The sequence below is a fragment of the Nitratireductor sp. StC3 genome (genome assembly GCF_003015025.1).
GTDB classification, from domain to species: Bacteria; Pseudomonadota; Alphaproteobacteria; order Rhizobiales; family Rhizobiaceae; genus Mangrovimarina; species Mangrovimarina alexandrii.
In genome coordinates this window covers 142,665-159,763 of sequence record NZ_PYBP01000004.1, presented here as the reverse complement: position 1 = coordinate 159,763, position 17,099 = coordinate 142,665, and the positions used below count along the sequence as shown (strand labels likewise).

Here is a 17,099-nt window from a genome sequence, read left to right as displayed (position 1 = left end):
TACGCGGGAATGATGCGCGACGAAAAACTTGTCGGCGTGGCCGTGCGATCCAAGCAACCCGTCGAGAGGGTCGTGTGGGTTTGGGGCGCCATTCTGGAAAGCGCAGCGGAGATTAATGATGGTGGAAAATTCGACCTCGACGCCGCCGAGGCGGCTTACTTTCTTCGATGCGACGATGCTGGGATTCTTGCTATTCAAGATGAGTTGGAAAGTGCTGGCCGCATCGCTGGTGGGATGGTGGCAAAATGGGGCGACCGTCAGTTTGCGAGTGACGGAGCAGCAGAGCGCCAGCGCCGTTATCGCAAGCGAAAGCTTGAAGGTGACGTTTCCGGGGCGCGTTGTGACCATAACGGTGACGTCACAGTAACGTCACGTGACGCCAAGGTGACGGCCCCAGATACAGAGACAGAGAAGATAGAAAAAGAAGAACCTAACGGTTCTTCCAAAAAGCGCGGCTCACGCCTTCCTGACGATTTCCAGCCCGACATGCAGGCCGCAAGGGCCGAGGGGTTATCCGACGCCAATGCTCAGCGCGAGGCGGCGAAGTTTCGCGACTACTGGCGAGGTGTGCCTGGCCAGAAGGGCGTGAAACTCGATTGGCCGGCGACTTGGCGTAATTGGTGCCGCAAAGCTGCCGACGACAGGCGAACACCCGCTCGCGGCCATTCCCCGCCTCGCCAATCCCTCGGTGAATTTTTCCGCGAAGACGCCAGGCGACAAAGGCTGATCCCCGATGACACTACCGACAAACCGACAGGATATCTGGAAGCCGGCGACGGAAGGCGACAAGACGCAGGCTCTGGCGGCGCTCGGGTCTTTGCCGTCTCGGGCGACATCCTCGGGAAGCTTGGATAAGGCGGCCTATCACATGGCGTTGGACGGCGTGACGCGGCACGGGCTGGTCAAGGCGGTGGAGGCGATCCTGAAAAACGCGCTTGGGCATCCGTTTTTCCCCAGCCCGCCAGAGCTTCGCGGTCAATGCGACAAGGCCATGGATTGGCACCGGCAGGAGGCACGCCGGGCGCAAAGGAGATCGGACCAGTCGCGTCTCAATGCCGATCTTGACGCCTCTCATGAGGCCAAGACATCCGATGCCCGCGCCAAGGTCAGGTCGGCATACCAGCGTTTCATCGCCCGATACGACCAAACGAACATCGAAGATCAGGAAGTGGCGCGCGCCGCTATCCGAGCCCGGTACGGCATGACGCCGGCGGTCTTGGCGAGCATTCCGAACGCGAGCGACGACAAGCGCACTGGGCGCATGGGAGGTGGCGATGCTTGACGAGGCCCGGACCATCGATGACCGGGCGATAGAGCTCGGCTACAACCCCGATTTCTACCGCTGCGTCCAGAAGCGGATTCGGCGTGAGGCCGTCATGGCGATGCGTTTTGCCGAGTGTCGCAGGGCGGCACGTGTTCATCGCGGCATCGCGTCACTGTCGGGGCAATCCACGATGGACGAGATCGCGGCGGCGGTGTGCTTCAAACACGACATTCCCGTCTCGGAGATCATGGGGCGGTCCAAGCGGGCTGAAATCATGGCCTGCTACCACGAGATCATCAGGCGGATACACGACCTGAGGCCGGATATCACGCTGGTCGCCATTGGCCGGTTTTTGGGCGGGCGGGATCACACCTGCATCGTGCATTCATTGGCGAGGCATGGAGGCCAGACGTGAAGGCAAAGCGCAAGACCAAACCGGCAAAGCCGTTTGCGAGCCGGCATGTCGAGTTGCGGACCACGATGGTGGACAACCCCGATTTTTCCCGGGACCACGCTGAGGGTCGCTATGGCAACGCGCGGTCAGTCGAGGCGGTGCAGAATATCCGGGAAAGCTCAATCACCACGCTTCATGCTCGCGGCATCATCAGCGGCGCCCAAGCCCATGCCGGCGACCGATTCCGGCGATTGTGGGAGGCCATGGGCGGGGCAGGCGCATCGGCCATCAATTACGCCCAAGAGCCTGTCGACGGCGGGCGTGCCGTGGACCCGATCGACCCGCGCCAAATTGATGCCGGAAAGGAGCTCAACCGGTGCCGGCAGCATCTTGGCGCGCGCGGCTACGACCTCATCTGCAAGGTGTGCGGCGAGGGGTATTCGGTCAAGGCAGTCGTGGGGGTCGCGTCCAAGCGGCGGGACTACGACAGCGCCATGGATTCGTTGAGGGCCTATCTGGATGATCTGTGTGATTTGTGGAACTTGCGCGGCGGTCGCAGTTGACGGCGTGTGCGCTCAATTCTATATTTCCACTAGGTTGGCGATTTGCACGCCATGACGCAGCGCCCCAACCATCCCCACACCCACAAATACAAGACCGCACGCTGGATAGCGCTCCGGCGCGAGGTGCTGCTACGCGACCTGTTCACATGCAGGATGTGCGGCGTGCTCTTGTCGGAGGGTAGACAATCGATAGGGTTTGTGAGGTTTGATGACTAAGGGGAGAGACGTGAATACCGGGCAATTCATCAAGGGCAACCGCTTTTGGGAGGCGAGGTCTTCTCACGGGGCTAAACCAAAGTTCGCCAAAGCTGGTGAATTGTGGTCCGCGTGTCGGGAGTATTTTGAGTGGGTGGAAGCAAACCCGCTCTATGAGGACAAGCTAGTCATTTTCCAGGGCACCGCCACGCACGAGCCTGTCGCCAAGATGCGCGCCATGACCATCCAGGGGCTGTGTATTTTCCTCGATATCAACTTCGACACGTGGGTTGAGTGGCGCAAAACTCGTTCCGATTTATCCGATGTCATCGCACGAGTTGAGGCGATCATTCGCGATCAGAAGTTTTCCGGAGCCGCTGCCGATCTACTCAATGCCAACATTATTGCCCGCGATCTTGGCCTCGTCGACCACAGGAAGCAGGACGGCGAACTGACGGTGAAGGATGAACGCGCACCCGACGAAATCGCCGCTGCGATCGCAGGCAAGCTTGCTGGCCTCACGACCGGAGAAGGCAAGGAATAGGTTCCTCGCCAGCCTAAGCCCGGACGAACTCGCATTTCTGGAGCACGATTGGTCATTCTGGGGCCGGCCGGACCAGCAATTCCCCACAGGCGATTGGTTCGTCTGGTTGATCCTGGCGGGGCGCGGGTGGGGGAAGACCAGAACTGCCGTCGAGAACATCGCCAGCATGTTGCGGGGTCCAACGCCATCGACGGCTCCTGTCGGCGCGCCGGCGGTTATGTCTATCATCGCGGATTCGCCGTTCGACATGCGGCAATACACCATCGAAGGGCCGAGTGGGTTTCTGAATGTCGGGCCGATGGATTACCGGCCACATCACGAGCCGTCCAAGAAGACGTTGACCTGGCCGAACGGCTGCAAGGCGCTGCTATTCTCCGCCGAGGATCCGGAAACACTTCGCGGCGCATCCGGCTCCTTCTTCTGGTGGGATGAATTGGCGAAGTCGCGCTATGCGCAGGCCGGCTGGGACAACATGATGTACGGCCTTCGCGAGGGGAACCCGAGAGGCATCGTCACGACAACACCTCGCCCGATCCCGTTACTCAAGTCGCTGGTAAAGAGGGAATCGACGCGCATTACACGCGGTTCGACATGGGATAACCGGGAAAACCTGTCTGAGGTCTACTACCGCGAGGTCATCGCCCCGCGCGTCGGGACGCGGCAGGGCCGTCAAGAGATCGACGGCGAAATTCTCGACGATCTACCCGGTGCACTCTGGACCCACGATCTACTCGACAAGACGAGGGTGGCCACGATCCCCGAAATGCGGCGCGTCGTCGTTTCGATCGACCCGAGCGGCACCAAGGGTGAAAGCGATGACGGCGACGAAATCGGCATTGTCGTTGCTGGCCTTGGCGTCGATGGCCGCGGTTACGTGCTGGCGGATCGTACATGCAAGTTGTCCCCGGACGGCTGGGGTCGCAGGGCCGTATCTGCATATGGCGAATTTGATGCCGACCGCATCGTTGCGGAGCGGAATTTCGGCGGCGCTATGGTTGAGCATGTGATCAGGACCATTGACCCAAGGGTGGCCTACAAGGAGGTCACTGCCAGCAGGGGCAAGATCGCTCGCGCCGAGCCGGTGGCGGCGCTCTACGAGCAGGGAAGAGTGAGCCATGTCGGACCGATGCCTGAACTTGAGGACCAGATGTGCCTTCTGGCGCCTGAGGGATATGTCGGCGAGGGCAGTCCCGATCGCGTCGACGCGCTCGTGTGGGGCCTGACTGAACTGATGCTGGGCGACAGCACCTACGACCTGATGGCGATGGCGTAAGCATGGCAACGGTATGGGATACGCTCACCAACCTGGTATCAGGACTCGGCGGGGCAAAGGACAAGGCCACTTACGATCAGTTCGTATTGCTGGCCATGGACAAGGCGCAGATCGAGGCGGCCTATCGATCCGACTGGATCGCACGCAAGATCGTCGATATCCCGCCGCACGACGAAACCCGCGCCGGGCGGGAATGGCAAGCCACGGCGGAGCAGATCGCGTCTATCGAGGCGCTTGAGAAGGAGGTCGGCTTCTGGGGCAAACTCGCCCGTGCTCGTCGTCTAGCCCGGCTCTATGGCGGCGGAGCTCTTGTCCTTGGCATGAAGGACGGCGAGCACGACCAGCCCCTCAATATCGAGGCTGTCCGCAAGGGCGACCTGGCGTATCTGCTTGCGTTTTCCTGTCATGAGCTTCAGGCCGGCGAGATCGACCGGCAGTTCGATAGCCCGAATTTCGGCCTGCCGAAGACGTATCAGGTCTCGATAGCGGAGGCCCCCGTCACGGTCCACCACAGCCGTGTGGTGCGGTTTGTCGGCGCAGCTCTTCCGGACATGAACCTCCATGCCCAGGCCCAGGGATGGGGCGATAGCGTCATTCAGTCGTGCTACGACGCAATCCACAACGCCGGCATTGTGACGCAGGGCGCCGCGACCATGGTGCAGGAAGCCAAGCTTGACATCGTCAGGGTGCCGAACCTCTCGCAGCATTTGAATACAGCGGCCGGGACGACGCTGATCCAGAACCGCTTTAGCAACGCCAACAAGCTGAAAAGCCTGATCAATACACTGCTGCTCGACAAGGAAGAGGAGTGGGAGCGTAAGCAGACGAGCTTCGCGCACTTCCCTGAATTGATCGACAGGTACCTGCAGGTCGCGGCCGGCGCTGCCGATATCCCCGCCACGAGGCTTCTCGGCCAGGCCCCGCAGGGTATGAGTTCCACCGGCGATGGCGACTACAAGAATTATCTCGACCGGATAAGCGCGGGCCAGGAAATCGAGATCAGGCCGGCGCTTGCGACGCTGGATGAGGTACTCATCCGCTCGGCTCTTGGTGCGCGACCGGGCGAAATCTATTACAACTGGGCTCCGCTTTGGCAGCAGAGCGAAAAGGAGCGTGCCGACGTTTTCAAGACGAAGGCGGACGCTGCGAGAGCAATTGCGGGCAACGGGCAGTCGCCGATCCTGATGCCGATCGAGGCGCTTTCGGATGCGCTTGTGAATGAGCTGATCGAAGATGGTTCGCTGTCCGGCCTCGAGGCTGCAATCGAGACGTACGGCGGGCTCTCCGATCAGGAGGAAGACGAAGTCGATCTTTCAGGCGCTGCGCTACCTGCGCCGAACGGCCGGCAGGAAACTTCCGACGCTGCGCCGCGTACGCTGTATGTGTCCCGTCGCGTGCTCAATGCCGCTGAAATCATTGATCACTTCAAGGCGCAGGGTCTGGAAAGTGCGATCCCGGCCGATGAATTGCACGTCACCATTACATTCAGCCGTGCGCCGGTGGACTGGATGCAGATGGGTGAGAACTGGTCTGGTGACGGTGAGGGGAACCTGACCATTCAGGCCGGTGGGCCTCGCATGATGGACCGCTTCGGAGATGCGACGGTGCTGTTGTTTGCATCCACGACGCTTGCCTGGCGGCACGAGGACATGCGGCGCAACGGCGCGTCCTGGGACCACTTCGAATACCAGCCGCACGTCACCATTACGTGGGCGCCTGGCGTCAGTGTCGATGACATCGAGCCTTGGCGCGGCGAAATTCGGCTTGGGCCGGAGATATTCGCCGAGGTCAATGACGACTGGAAGTCAGGCGTAGTCGAGGAATAGGCCCATGCAGTTCACCGATCTTGCCGTTGTCGCGGGAACGCGGCGACGCGATGACGGCTACCTTGTCGCCGATGCCAGGATCGCCCGCACTGGCGTCCAGACATATGGCGGGAAGGAAGTCGGCAGGCCCGAGATGGCTACGGCCCGGGTTTACCGCCCTGGGGCCGAGGTCTTCGCCAAGGATACGATGGCGAGCGCGGCCCATCGGCCCGTCACCAACGACCACCCCGCCGATCTGGTCACGTCCGAAACTTGGCGCGACGTAGCGGTTGGCCAGACGGGCGACGAAGTGGCGGGGGAGGGTATCTATCTTCGTGTTCCGCTGATGGTCTCGGATGAAGCGGCCATCAAGGATATCGAAGCCGGCAAGCGCGATCTTTCGGCGGGCTACACCTGCGATCTGGACTGGACGGCGGGGGTCACCCCGACCGGCGAGGCCTACGACGCGATTCAGAGAAACATCAGGCTCAATCATGTCGCCATCGTGCGTCGTGGCAGGGCCGGACCCGAAGTCCGCATCGGAGACGGTGCGGCGTCTTGGGGCGCTGCCCCGATCTCCACCCCAACAGCAGACGAAAGGATAGCCAACATGGCTGATAATCTGCGCACTGTGGTCGTGGACGGTCTGTCGGTGAGCACCACCGATCAGGGCGCCCAGGCGATCGAAAAACTCACCAAGGACCGCGACGATGCCAAGTCCGCTCTCAATGACGCCGAAGCGGCCCACAAGGCTGCCGTCGACGCCAAGGACGGCGAGTTGGCCAAGAAGGACGCCGAGATCGAGAGCCTGAAGGGCAAGGTGCTCGATCAGGCTGCTATCGACAAGCTCGTCACGGCCCGCGCCGATCTGGTCGACAGGGCCCGCTCGGTCGTGCCCGACATAAAGACGGATGGCAAGACCGACGCCGAAATCCGTAGGGCGGCCGTCCTCTCCAAGCTCGGCGACGACGCCGTGAAGGACAAGGGCGAGGCCTATATCGACGCGCGCTTCGACATTCTCGTCGAGGACGCGGCAAAGGCTGGCAAGAAGACCGATCCGCTCGGCTCTCAGCACGCGACCCGGACCGCGACTACCGATCAGACGGTCGAAGACGCCCGGCGCGAGGCTGAGGAGCGTGACCGCAACGCCTGGAAGGGCAAGGCGGCTTAAGCCCCGCCAGACAGGAGAAACACCATGGCTACTGTACAGTCCACCTATCCTGCGGGGCTGCGTGCCGGCCTTGCGGGTATGATCGCCAACGCCGAAACCGCCAATGTCATCACGCGGATCGCCGGCGGCGCAATTGCCTTCGGCCAGCCCTGCGTCCGCACCGGGGATCGCACCTGCGCCATCGCGGATGAAGCCTACACCGCGGCGGGAAGCGAAAGCCCGGGCAATGCGGCCAATACCGGCACGATCACCGACGCGCCGACCGTCTCGGGCGGCGTCAAGGCCGGTCGCTACACGATTACCATGCTGGACCCGGCCACTAATGCCGGTCAGTTCGTGGTCGAGGACCCTGACGGCGTCTCTATCGGGTTCGGTACGGTCGCAGTCGAGTTCACCGGCGGCGGCCTCACCTTCACCATCTCCGATGGCTCTCAGGATTTCGTCGCGGGCGAACAGCTTTACGTCGACGTGTCGGCGGACGTGGGCTCCGAAGTTCTCGGCATCTCCGTGCGTGATCCATCGCTCGACGTTTCGAACAACGATGCGTTCGCGCAATACGACAGCGTTCCGATCATGACAATGGGCGTGATCTGGGTGACGGCGGGTGCCACCGTCGTCGCCGGCGATCTCGTCTATTGGGATGACGCCGACAGCCGTTACACCGATCTCGCGACGGATTTCCCGGTCATCGTCAACGGCACTCACGCCCGGTTCGAAACCGGCGGCGCCGACGGCGATCTGGTGAAGATCGCGATCCGCTAAGGCCCGCCGGGCGAAAGGACAAGCAGATGAACATCAATCTCAACGATGCTCAGCAGGCGTTCGGGTTCCTGGTATCCCAGACCGCCCATATCGAGCAGGAGGTCTACAAGACCCAGTACCCGGACTACGACTACGCGTCGCTCGTTCCGGTCGATTCCTCGGCGAACGAATGGGCCAAGGTGGTCACGTTCTTCTCCATGGATATGGTCGGGGCGGCGCAGTGGCAGTCGGGATCGGCTTTCGATATTCCGTTTGCCGACGTCGAGCGCGCCAAGTTTGACCACTCCATCCACATGGCGGCCATCGGCTACCAGTACAATCTGGAGGAGATCAACACGGCACGTCTCGCCGGGATGGGCCTGACTTCGGACAAAGCCGACGCGGCCCGGATGTCCTATGCGCAGTTCATGTACAATCTCGTCTTCACGGGCAACTCCGAGAAGAACATGGACGGTGTGCTGGACTATTCCGGCGTCACCGCGACCAACGCGGCCGCCGATGGCAACAGCAATGGTGGGTCGAGCTCGACCTATTGGGCGCACAAGACCCCGGCGCAGATCATCGCCGAGTTCAACGGCGTCCTGTCGGCGGTCTATGAGGGCACCGAAACGGTCGAAATGGCGGATACCGTGCTTCTGCCGGTCGGCGTCATGACCTATCTGGGCTCGACGCCGCTCAACAGCACCTCCGACACGACGCTGCTGACCTTCATCAGGGCCAACAATGTCTATACCCAGGTCACCGGGCAACCGTTGACGATCCGTGCCCAGCGCGGCCTTGCGACCGTGGCGGCGGGCAGCAAGGGGCGCATGGCCGCCTACAAGCGTGATCCAAAGGTGCTGAAACTTCATCTGCCCATGCCGCACCGGTTTCTCCCGATCTGGCAAAACGGTCCGATGAATTTCGTCATCCCCGGCATCTTCCGCACCGGCGGCGTCGAAATCCGCCGCCCAAAGGCGGTTCGCTATCTCGATCTGATCTCGGCAACGCCGACCTGATCCTGATTGCAAGAGGGGCCGGTTCGCCGGCCCCTTCTCAATCCGGATCGCACAGGAGAGAATTCCATGCCTATCGTCAACCTGACCAATAACGGCAAAGGCCCTCGGGTCGTCCCGGTGAGCGGCGGCGGCAATGTGCTTATCGAACGCGGTCAGACCCGCGAAAACATCGATATGCGCGAAGCCGACATCGAAGCGCTCGCCGGCGGACCGGTCACTGCCATCATGGCCGCGGCAAATCCCGTTAAGGAGCCCGCCCTGCGAGACGATGATTCCCGCGACGACCTCAAGGCTCAGGCTGACGAATTGGGGATCGAGTACCCGAAGAACATTCCGACCGAAAAGCTCAAAGAGCTGATCGACGCGAGCCTTTCGGAGTAGGTCGTGGCGGGCTACGGCAGCGATCAGGGCTTCGCGGACTGGGCCGCGGCGAGCGGCTATACCGTTCCGTCGGGAACGGTAGCGGCGGCGCGCGAGCGCGGTTCGGTCTACATCGATGCGACCTACGGCGATCGCTTCACCGGAGAGCCGGCATCTGGAGTGGAGCAGGATCGCGCCTGGCCTCGTATCGGGGCGGAGGACCGGTTCGGCAATGCGATCGGCTCAGCATCTATCCCGACAAGGGTTGTCACGGCCTCCTACCATGCCACGCTGGCCGAACTGCGCAAACCCGGATCGATGTCGGTCACGGTGCGGCCCGATCGTCGCGTCAGGCGTCAGAAAGTCGAGGGGATCGAGCGCGAGTTCTTCGCAGCAGGAGGCAGCGGTGACGTCCTTGACGCCATGCCGGTCGTGACGACGATCGAGGGGCTTCTTCAACCACTGCTCATTTTCCGAAACGCGCCCAACGTCCTGGTCGTGTGATGGCGTTCTATGACGAAATGCGGGAGGCGGCCGACGACCTCCTGGGGGAGTTCGCCCAGGGCGTCGTGACGCTCACGCAACAGGTCGATAGCGGGGCGCCGATCGATCCTGCCAAGCCGTGGCTTGGGAGCATCATCGATGAACAGGTCTACGCCCTCGACGCAACGGTGCGGCGCGTTGCTCAAAAGTTCGTCGACGGCACGTTGATCGTGGCCACGGACGACCAGATCACTTTCGCCGTACCCGCGGTCGCCCCGACCATGGATGACACGTTTTCTGTCGACGGGACGGTTCGCGTTCTCAAAGACCTTCGCCCCATCCCCGCGGCCGGCGATCCGGTCGCCTATGTCGCTTTCGTGGCGGGCATTCTCGCCCCATAAGGAGATTCAGAAATGGTTGACCTTTCCTTGACCCCCGCCGACGTCGTGGCGGGCAGTGGCGCCGTGATCGAGCATGGCCGGGCTGGTGCCACCATCGCGGCCGGCCAGGTGGTTTACAAGGAGGCCGCTTCCGGCAAATTCAAGCTCGCCGACAGCAACTCCGGGACGGCGGAGGTGAAGGTCGCGGCCGGTATCGCGCTCAACGGGGCCGGGGACGGCCAGCCTCTCGCAATCGTCAAGGCCGGCGACGTCACTCTTGGATCGGTCCTGACCGCGGGTGGTGCGTATTATCTCAGCGAAACGCCGGGCGGCATCCAGCCCGCCGCCGATCTTGCCTCCGAGGACGTTATCCTTCTTGGCCTTGCGAGGTCGGCGACAGTGCTTGCTCTGCGCATCCAGATACCGGGCGTGACGCTCGGCGCGTAAATGGCCCGTAGATCGGACCGCCAGATATTCGAGGAGTTGCTGGCCCGGTTCGAATCGCGATTGAGGGACGTGTTCCTCGATTGCGTTGCGGACATCCGGGACACGATCACACTCCGCATCGTGGTGGAGCGGCTGGAAAAAGGGGATGTAAACGGCGCGATAGAGGCCATGCACCTTGACCCGGACGCTTTTGCCCGGCTTGAGACGGCCTTTGCCGAGGCGTATAATTCCGGAGGGCAGGCGACGGTCGGCAATTTTCCGCGCGTGATCGATCCCGATGGTTCCAGGGTCGTTTTCCGCTGGGGGCTGCGCAATCCGGTAGCCGAGCAATGGTTGCGCGAGCATTCGTCACGCCTCATCACTCGCATTGTCGAGGACCAGCGAGACGGTATCCGCTTCATCCTTTCCGAAGGTCTCGCGCGCGGACGGAACCCGAAGCGAACCGCCCTTGATGTCGTGGGGCGGGTATCGCGAGTTTCGAACAGGCGCGAGGGCGGGATCATCGGGCTGACCACGGCGCAGCAGCGCTATGTGGCTCGGGCGCGCGAAGAGCTATCCAACCCGGCGCGGATGGCGGACTATCTGCGCCGGCAGCGCCGAGATCGCCGTTTTGACCGCACCGTTGCGAAGGCGCTGCGAGACGGCAAGCCGTTGCCTGGCGATGTCGTTGACCGGATCGTTGGCCGGTATAGTGACCGCCTCCTGCAGCTTCGCGGCGAGGCGATTGGCCTGAGCGAAACCATGACGGCGTTGGCGAAGTCTCGTGACGACGCCATTCGCCAACAGATTGCCGCCGGAAAGATCGACGCCGCGGCGGTGACGAAGGTCTGGAAACACACACCGCAAGAGCACCCGAGACACCATCACCGCGCCATGAACGGCAAGAGCGTCGGTATCGATGATCAGTTCGAACTGCCGAACGGGGTGCGGATGTCATATCCGCATTCGGACGACGCTCCCGCGGACGAAACGGTGTTTTGCAAGTGCTACCACACCATGAAGATCGACTTCTTCGCGGCGGTCGAGCGGCGCTTTAGGGCAGGACGGTAATCGTGGCGAAGTCGTTTACTGCTCAAATCGAGGAATGGGCACGCAAGGTCGAAGGTGCTGTAGAAGCAATATTCAAAGAGGCGGTCCATGAACTGGTTGAGCAGGCCGATCAACTGCTCACGCAACTGGTTTACGAAGCGCCGCCGAGCCCCAACTATCGACGCACCGGCTTTCTTCGTGCGTCCGTCACGGCTTCGAATGCCTCGATGCCGCCGGCAAACAGGCCGCAAGGCGTTCCCGATGGCGGCTACATGGCGGAGATTGAGATAGTAATCGCCGGCTCCGATCTGGGGCAGACGATCTATATCGGCTGGACCGCCGAATACTCGGGCTATGTCCACTACGGCGCGAACGGAACGGTGCCGAAACCATGGGTCGACCTGGTGGCGCAACGCTGGCGATCAATCGTCGACGACAAAACGGCTGAACTCAAGAAGCGTCTGGGTCTTTGACGCCTGCAATTTCGTCGGCTCCGCTCTCCGACGCCACGAGCAATGCCAGCGCCAGACCGGCAAGTGTCTTGCGGGCCGCTTCCAGTGCTGTGTTGGCGCGTACCGTTTGCCCGGGGGCATCGCCGAGGGCGCGGCGCGCCTCTACGAGTGCATCGTGTGCCTGATTGTCGCTGAGCGGCTTCATCCCGTGAAGGAATAGCGCGAAATGCCGACGATCGAAAGCTCGATTGAGACAGCCCTGTTTTCCCGTGTGGCCTCGCTAAGCCTTTCGCCCGAACTTACCGTGTCCTGGCCGAACCAGACATTGAAAACCAAGCCGGCGACCTATCTCAGGGTCTCGCACGTTCCGAACATCAACGATCGACCATTCATCGACAGCGATGCGCCGCATCTGCGCCTGGGACTGCTTGAGATCGACGTTTTCGTAAAGAAGGGCAGCCCGCCGCGTGCCGCCGCCGCAACGGAAATCGCAGGCAAGATCGCGGAGCATTTCTCGACCGATTTGGAGATGGTCGCTGATGGCGTCGTGGTCCAGGTCGCGAAGGCGCCCGATGTCAGGCAGGCAATGCCTGGCGAGACGCATTGGATGGTCCCGGTCGTCATCCGCTATGAATGTTTCGCCTAACCGTCTGAAAGGACATTAGAAATGGCAAAAACCAACAAAGGGTCCACGCATTGGGTCTGCTCGACCGCCCAGCCCTCCGATCTGGATCAGAGCGGGTACGAGGGGCTTGCCTGGGTGCAGGTCAAGCAGGTTGGGTCGTTCGGCGAATCCGGTCGAAATACCAACATCGTCAGCTACGACACGCTGGAAACCGTGGTGTCGTTGAAGGACAAGGGCATCACCAATGCCGGCGATCCTCCGATGGAGGTGGCGCGGGCCCACGACGATCCGGGACAGATCATCCTTCGGACGTTCGGCGGTCCCGGCAGTGACGATATCTGCGCCCTCAAGGAAATCAAGCGCGACGGTACTGTCGTGTACCGTCGTGGCGTCGTCGCCGGCCCTGTCAGGCCCGGAGGTCGCAACGAGGACTTCGATCTCGAGGTCTTCACGATCGGCCTGCTTCAGGACGAGATCGTCGTGAACCCGGTATAAGGACGACTGAAAATGGATATCGCGGCACGGTTCGACTATGAACGCCACTTCCCTCTCGAACTCGTTTTCCCCGACAGCGAAAAGAAATCCGGCATCGTATTCCAGATCAGGTCGGCGTCGAGTGGCGAGGCAAAGAAGGTGGTGCGCAAGCACCTCGACAAGGTCACGGAGCGCCGGCAGCGGGGCAAGCTGATCAAGGGCGACATGGCCCTCCAGCAAGAACTTGAAAAGGCGGCGTCCTACATCGCGTCCTGGGACTGGGGTGACCACACCTACAAAGGTGAGAAGCCGGAATTTTCGTTCCGGAAGGCGGTCGAAATCCTCGATGAGCAGGACTGGGTCTATGAGCAGGTCATGGAGGCTGCGAACAAAGTCGCAAATTTTACCTGCGAGCCCAGGAAGCCTGCGTCAAAGCCGTCCGGCTGACCGTTCGTTACGACACTCCTGATCAATCAGGAGAAACCCGGCGCCAGCGCAACAAGCGGTTCGGGGTCAAGGGGAAGAGCCCCACAATCGAGGTCCCCGATCACTGCCAGCACCTGCTGGAATGGTTCTGGGATATGAGCGCGTCGCGGGGGCAGGGCTTCAATGGTCCAGACCCAATTTCCATGACTGAAATCGCTGCATGGTCAGCCGTGAGCGGCAACCTCGTGAACCGGGATGAGGTCGTGATCCTCAGAGCCATGGACGCGGCGTTCATGGCGGCGACGGCGGTAGAGCAAGCCGAAGCGGCCGAACGGGCGAAGACGGAGCAGGCCTGATGGATGTTGCATCGCTTGGCATCGAAGTTCGATCCGATCAGGTCGATAGAGCCACTGGGTCACTGGATAAACTGACTGGTGCTGCCAATCGCTCCGAAACCGCGGCGGGCAAGCTATCCAGGCGATCCAGGGCGACCAGTGCCGCGGCGTCGGCGGTGGCGGGCTCGGCAAACTCCGCCGCTTCTGCGCTCACCAACGAAGCCGCAGCCGCAACCAAAGCCGCCGCTGCGATGCGCCAACACGCCGTTGCCGTCAACGACAATGTGCGCCGTATGGGCGGCAGCTTCTCGGGGCTCGCGGCGCAGTTCCAGGATATCGGCGTTACTGCGGCGATGGGGATGAATCCGGCCATAATCGCACTTCAGCAGGGTACTCAGATCGCCGGCCAGATGGAAGCGTCGATGCAGTCGGGTGCTTCCGCAACCAGTGTTCTGGCGCAATCGTTCCGGTCTTTGCTCACCCCGACGACATTCGTGGTGATCGCTCTCACGGGACTGGTTTCAGCCGGCCTTCAAATGGTCGATTGGCCATGGCTGGCGAGTGCGGCCTTGAATGCACTGGCCGATGCGCTGGTTGTCATCGCGCCATACGCTACTGCTGCTGCGGCGGCTTTGGCGTTGCTCTACGCGCCAACCATTATTGCCGGCATCGTTCAACTGATTGCGCTGATCAGCCGCTTGGCGCTGTCGGTGCTTTCGCTTGCTGCGACGTTCGCTGCGGCAAACCCGGCTGTCGCGTTCGTTCTTGGCCTGACCGCAGCGGTTGCGGCCATGAATATTTTCCGTGACGATCTGGCGCGCATCTTCGGCCGGGATATCGTCGCTGATGTGAAAAACGCCGCCAACACGATCATCGGGGTTATGGTCGGTGCGTTCAACGGCGTCAGGGACACCTGGAGCCAGCTACCGCAGGCCATGGCCGGTTTCGCGATCAACGCTGCGAACCGCGTCCTGACCATCATCCAGATCATGCTGCGCAATCTGCTTCAGAGCATCAATCGGTTCATGGCGAGCATATCCGGCGCACTGTCCGGAACACCGTTCGCCTTCGACGCGCCGCAGATAGACACCAAGGCGACTCTTGGCGAGTTCCGGTCGTGGGAGATGGCAAACCCGTACGCCGATCAGGCCAAGAAGGTAGCGCAAGTATTCCGCGACGCTATGTCCGAGGCGATGGGTACCGACTTTGTTGGTGAGTTCGGTGAGCTGATTTCGCGCGGAGCTTCTGCCACTGCCGAGAAATTGCGTTCGCTGGCATCAGGGTTCGGAGAGGTCGAAAAGTCGGCCAAGAGCGCAGCAAAGAAGGCGGAGGATCCGTGGAAGAGCCTCCGGAAGTCGACCGACGACACGATCAGGAAGATCACGGAGGCGCGGGAGGCTCTGGGGAGAGGGTTCGCGGGCGTGCTCGACGGCCTCATAAACAAAACGATGACGTGGAAGGAGGCGCTGATTGCGGCGGCGCAGTCCGTTCTCAAATACCTCAACCAAGTCAACCTGGCGCAGGGCGGGCAGGGCATTTTCGGCGGCGGGTTCCTCCAGGGGCTGCTTGGCGGCCTGCTCGGCTTCGCCAAGGGCGGCTACACCGGAAACGGGTCGCGCGGCGCGGCTGCGGGTGTCGTCCATGGGCAGGAATACGTCTTCAATGCTCGCGCCACGGCGAAGATCGGCAAGGGCAACCTCGACGCCGTCCACCGTGCCGCGAATGGCTATGCCGGCGGCGGGTATGTCACGCCTGACCTGCCGCGAATGCACGCTCCGGCAAACGACCAGCCGCTACGCCTGGAGCTGGTGTCGAGGTTCGACGCCGATGGTGGGTTTGAACAGGCCGTTGAGAGGACGTCGCGACCTATCGCGATCCAGGAAAGCTCCGAGGCGGCCGGCCGTGTGGCGAGGGCGGTGCCGTCAATCGTCGACGGCCGAGTGGACGAGGGTCGTACCCGTCGAATCCGCGCGTCGGGAATGTTCTGATGGCTCGCCTTCTTTCATGGCCTGATGGGGTGGGCATCGATCTACTGGAGGTCGTTGACGATCCGAACATCCGCAATTCGGGCTCCAATACCGCAAGCGACGGTTCAGAACGACTGTTTGCGGGGATCGGCCAGGTTTGGGCTTTCCGCGTCGGCGTTCCGATATTGAAGAACCTCAAGGCTCGGCGAGTTCGTGGCATTCAGGATGGGTTGATGGACGGCGCAAACGCCATGCGCTTCCAGTATTTCGATCCGGATCAGATGACGCCCGCCGAGGCCGGGCTTGACGTGTCGCCGAATTTGACATGGAGGGACCGGATTACGGTTCCGTGGTCGAACGGAATGAACTGGTCCAACGGTCAGCCGTGGCGGGTTCGATATCCCGTCGTAAAGGTGGCGGCGTCAGCATCTTTCGGAGAGACGATCGTCAGCCTCCAGGATGAGTTTTGGGGCCACAGTCTCGGCTTTGGCGACAGGTTCGGCTTCTTCCCGTTCCATTTAGGTCTGTACCAGGTCACGGAGGTGATCGTTCCGGGGACCTATCGCGTGAAATGGAGCCTTCGCGCGGCAATCACCTATTCGGCCGACCCCTCCGAAGTAACATACGCGACCCTGTTTCCGACGCTCGCGCTACGCCCGATCAAGGTTGGGGCGGCCCGGCCGGGCGCCAGGCGACCGGCGCACGTCGAGGGCTCGGAGATGATCCTTTCCGAAGTCATCGACCCTTACGTGCGTCGCGACTTTGCTGGATAGCTCTACTCGAACGAGATTTTGGGCGCGAGGCTTCCGCAATTGTTGGCCGAGCCGGCACGCATGATTGCTTCGGCGTGCCCTTTGAGGATGCCCACTTGCGCGGTTCGGTCGCGACCGGTCATCGATGCGATTGGCAGGCCGACGAGAAGTATCCCGGACGCATCGGCCGCGCGCGCCGTCGACTGGTCGACCGCTGCCATGTTCAGCACGGTGTTCGTGTTGAGGAGGGCTTCGCGCAACTGTTCGCACGAAAAATCAGCGTACAGCGCTTCGCTGACATAGATCGGGGCGATGTCTTTCGGGCTGGCAGCGCAGCTCGAAAGAAGAGCGGCAGTAAGTGCGGCCGCGAGCGTATTTGCCGTCATTTAAATCCTCCGAA

23 protein-coding genes are annotated in these 17,099 nt (G+C 61.8%); 22 read left to right on the top strand and 1 reads right to left on the bottom strand.

Annotated features, from left to right (window positions below):
• Positions 1-9 precede the first annotated feature (9 nt).
• The 22 genes from C7T96_RS23850 (at position 10) to C7T96_RS10130 (ending at position 16,720) form a co-directional block, all read left to right on the top strand.
• The gene (locus C7T96_RS23850; protein WP_146149165.1) at positions 10-855 is read left to right on the top strand and encodes a hypothetical protein; all 846 of its coding nucleotides are present in this window, start codon (positions 10-12) and stop codon (positions 853-855) included.
• Positions 856-868: 13 nt separating this feature from the next.
• Entirely contained in the window at positions 869-1,282 is a 414-nt protein-coding gene (locus C7T96_RS10230; RefSeq protein ID WP_146149164.1) for a hypothetical protein, read from the top strand.
• Positions 1,275-1,679 (top strand): helix-turn-helix domain-containing protein, encoded by a 405-nt coding sequence (locus C7T96_RS10225; RefSeq protein WP_106571126.1) that lies wholly within the window; start codon positions 1,275-1,277, stop codon positions 1,677-1,679. The genes C7T96_RS10230 and C7T96_RS10225 overlap by 8 nt, the downstream gene beginning before the upstream one ends.
• A complete protein-coding gene (locus tag C7T96_RS10220) occupies positions 1,676-2,221 on the top strand; it encodes a hypothetical protein (RefSeq protein WP_245414117.1) in 546 nt (181 codons plus the stop codon). Before C7T96_RS10225 ends, C7T96_RS10220 begins: the two co-directional genes overlap by 4 nt.
• Before the next feature lie 226 nt (positions 2,222-2,447).
• On the top strand, positions 2,448-2,960 hold the full coding sequence (locus C7T96_RS10215; protein ID WP_245414116.1) for a DNA-packaging protein: 513 nt from the start codon (positions 2,448-2,450) through the stop codon (positions 2,958-2,960).
• Positions 2,881-4,233, top strand: coding sequence for a terminase family protein (locus C7T96_RS10210; protein ID WP_106571124.1), 1,353 nt, complete (start codon positions 2,881-2,883; stop codon positions 4,231-4,233). The genes C7T96_RS10215 and C7T96_RS10210 overlap by 80 nt, the downstream gene beginning before the upstream one ends.
• Positions 4,234-4,235: 2 nt before the next feature.
• Positions 4,236-6,059, top strand: a complete 1,824-nt coding sequence (locus tag C7T96_RS10205) for a phage portal protein (RefSeq protein ID WP_106571123.1) — start codon at positions 4,236-4,238, stop codon at positions 6,057-6,059.
• A gap of 4 nt (positions 6,060-6,063) precedes the next feature.
• Complete coding sequence (locus C7T96_RS10200; RefSeq protein WP_106571122.1) at positions 6,064-7,209, top strand: DUF2213 domain-containing protein; 1,146 nt, start codon at positions 6,064-6,066, stop codon at positions 7,207-7,209.
• 78 nt (positions 7,210-7,287) lie between these two features.
• Positions 7,288-7,971, top strand: a complete 684-nt coding sequence (locus C7T96_RS10195) for a DUF2190 family protein (protein WP_106571121.1) — start codon at positions 7,288-7,290, stop codon at positions 7,969-7,971.
• Positions 7,972-7,997: 26 nt separating this feature from the next.
• A complete protein-coding gene (locus C7T96_RS10190) occupies positions 7,998-8,969 on the top strand; it encodes a major capsid family protein (protein WP_106571120.1) in 972 nt (323 codons plus the stop codon).
• Between the two features lie 66 nt (positions 8,970-9,035).
• A complete protein-coding gene (locus C7T96_RS10185; protein ID WP_106571119.1) occupies positions 9,036-9,350 on the top strand; it encodes a hypothetical protein in 315 nt (104 codons plus the stop codon).
• Between the two features lie 3 nt (positions 9,351-9,353).
• On the top strand, positions 9,354-9,833 hold the full coding sequence (locus tag C7T96_RS10180) for a DnaT-like ssDNA-binding protein (protein WP_106571118.1): 480 nt from the start codon (positions 9,354-9,356) through the stop codon (positions 9,831-9,833).
• A complete protein-coding gene (locus tag C7T96_RS10175) occupies positions 9,833-10,213 on the top strand; it encodes a hypothetical protein (RefSeq protein WP_106571117.1) in 381 nt (126 codons plus the stop codon). Before C7T96_RS10180 ends, C7T96_RS10175 begins: the two co-directional genes overlap by 1 nt.
• Positions 10,214-10,225: 12 nt before the next feature.
• Positions 10,226-10,639 (top strand): hypothetical protein, encoded by a 414-nt coding sequence (locus C7T96_RS10170; RefSeq protein WP_106571116.1) that lies wholly within the window; start codon positions 10,226-10,228, stop codon positions 10,637-10,639.
• A complete protein-coding gene (locus C7T96_RS10165; RefSeq protein ID WP_106571115.1) occupies positions 10,640-11,689 on the top strand; it encodes a head morphogenesis protein in 1,050 nt (349 codons plus the stop codon).
• 2 nt (positions 11,690-11,691) lie between these two features.
• Positions 11,692-12,141, top strand: coding sequence for an HK97 gp10 family phage protein (locus C7T96_RS10160; protein ID WP_245414115.1), 450 nt, complete (start codon positions 11,692-11,694; stop codon positions 12,139-12,141).
• Positions 12,142-12,346: 205 nt separating this feature from the next.
• Positions 12,347-12,766, top strand: a complete 420-nt coding sequence (locus C7T96_RS10155; protein WP_106571113.1) for a phage tail terminator-like protein — start codon at positions 12,347-12,349, stop codon at positions 12,764-12,766.
• Positions 12,767-12,787: 21 nt separating this feature from the next.
• The gene (locus tag C7T96_RS10150) at positions 12,788-13,240 is read left to right on the top strand and encodes a hypothetical protein (RefSeq protein WP_106571112.1); all 453 of its coding nucleotides are present in this window, start codon (positions 12,788-12,790) and stop codon (positions 13,238-13,240) included.
• A 12-nt stretch (positions 13,241-13,252) separates the two neighbouring features.
• Positions 13,253-13,666: a hypothetical protein gene (locus C7T96_RS10145; protein ID WP_106571111.1), complete on the top strand. Its 414-nt coding sequence runs from the start codon at positions 13,253-13,255 to the stop codon at positions 13,664-13,666.
• Positions 13,667-13,848: 182 nt separating this feature from the next.
• Positions 13,849-14,001, top strand: coding sequence for a hypothetical protein (locus C7T96_RS10140; protein WP_199190448.1), 153 nt, complete (start codon positions 13,849-13,851; stop codon positions 13,999-14,001).
• On the top strand, positions 14,001-15,968 hold the full coding sequence (locus C7T96_RS10135) for a hypothetical protein (protein ID WP_146149163.1): 1,968 nt from the start codon (positions 14,001-14,003) through the stop codon (positions 15,966-15,968). Before C7T96_RS10140 ends, C7T96_RS10135 begins: the two co-directional genes overlap by 1 nt.
• The gene (locus C7T96_RS10130) at positions 15,968-16,720 is read left to right on the top strand and encodes a hypothetical protein (RefSeq protein ID WP_106571108.1); all 753 of its coding nucleotides are present in this window, start codon (positions 15,968-15,970) and stop codon (positions 16,718-16,720) included. The genes C7T96_RS10135 and C7T96_RS10130 overlap by 1 nt, the downstream gene beginning before the upstream one ends.
• 2 nt (positions 16,721-16,722) lie before the next feature.
• On the opposite strand, the gene C7T96_RS10125 is transcribed toward C7T96_RS10130, so the two are convergent.
• Positions 16,723-17,085 (bottom strand): hypothetical protein, encoded by a 363-nt coding sequence (locus C7T96_RS10125; RefSeq protein ID WP_106571107.1) that lies wholly within the window; start codon positions 17,083-17,085, stop codon positions 16,723-16,725.
• Between the last annotated feature and the right edge of the window lie 14 nt (positions 17,086-17,099).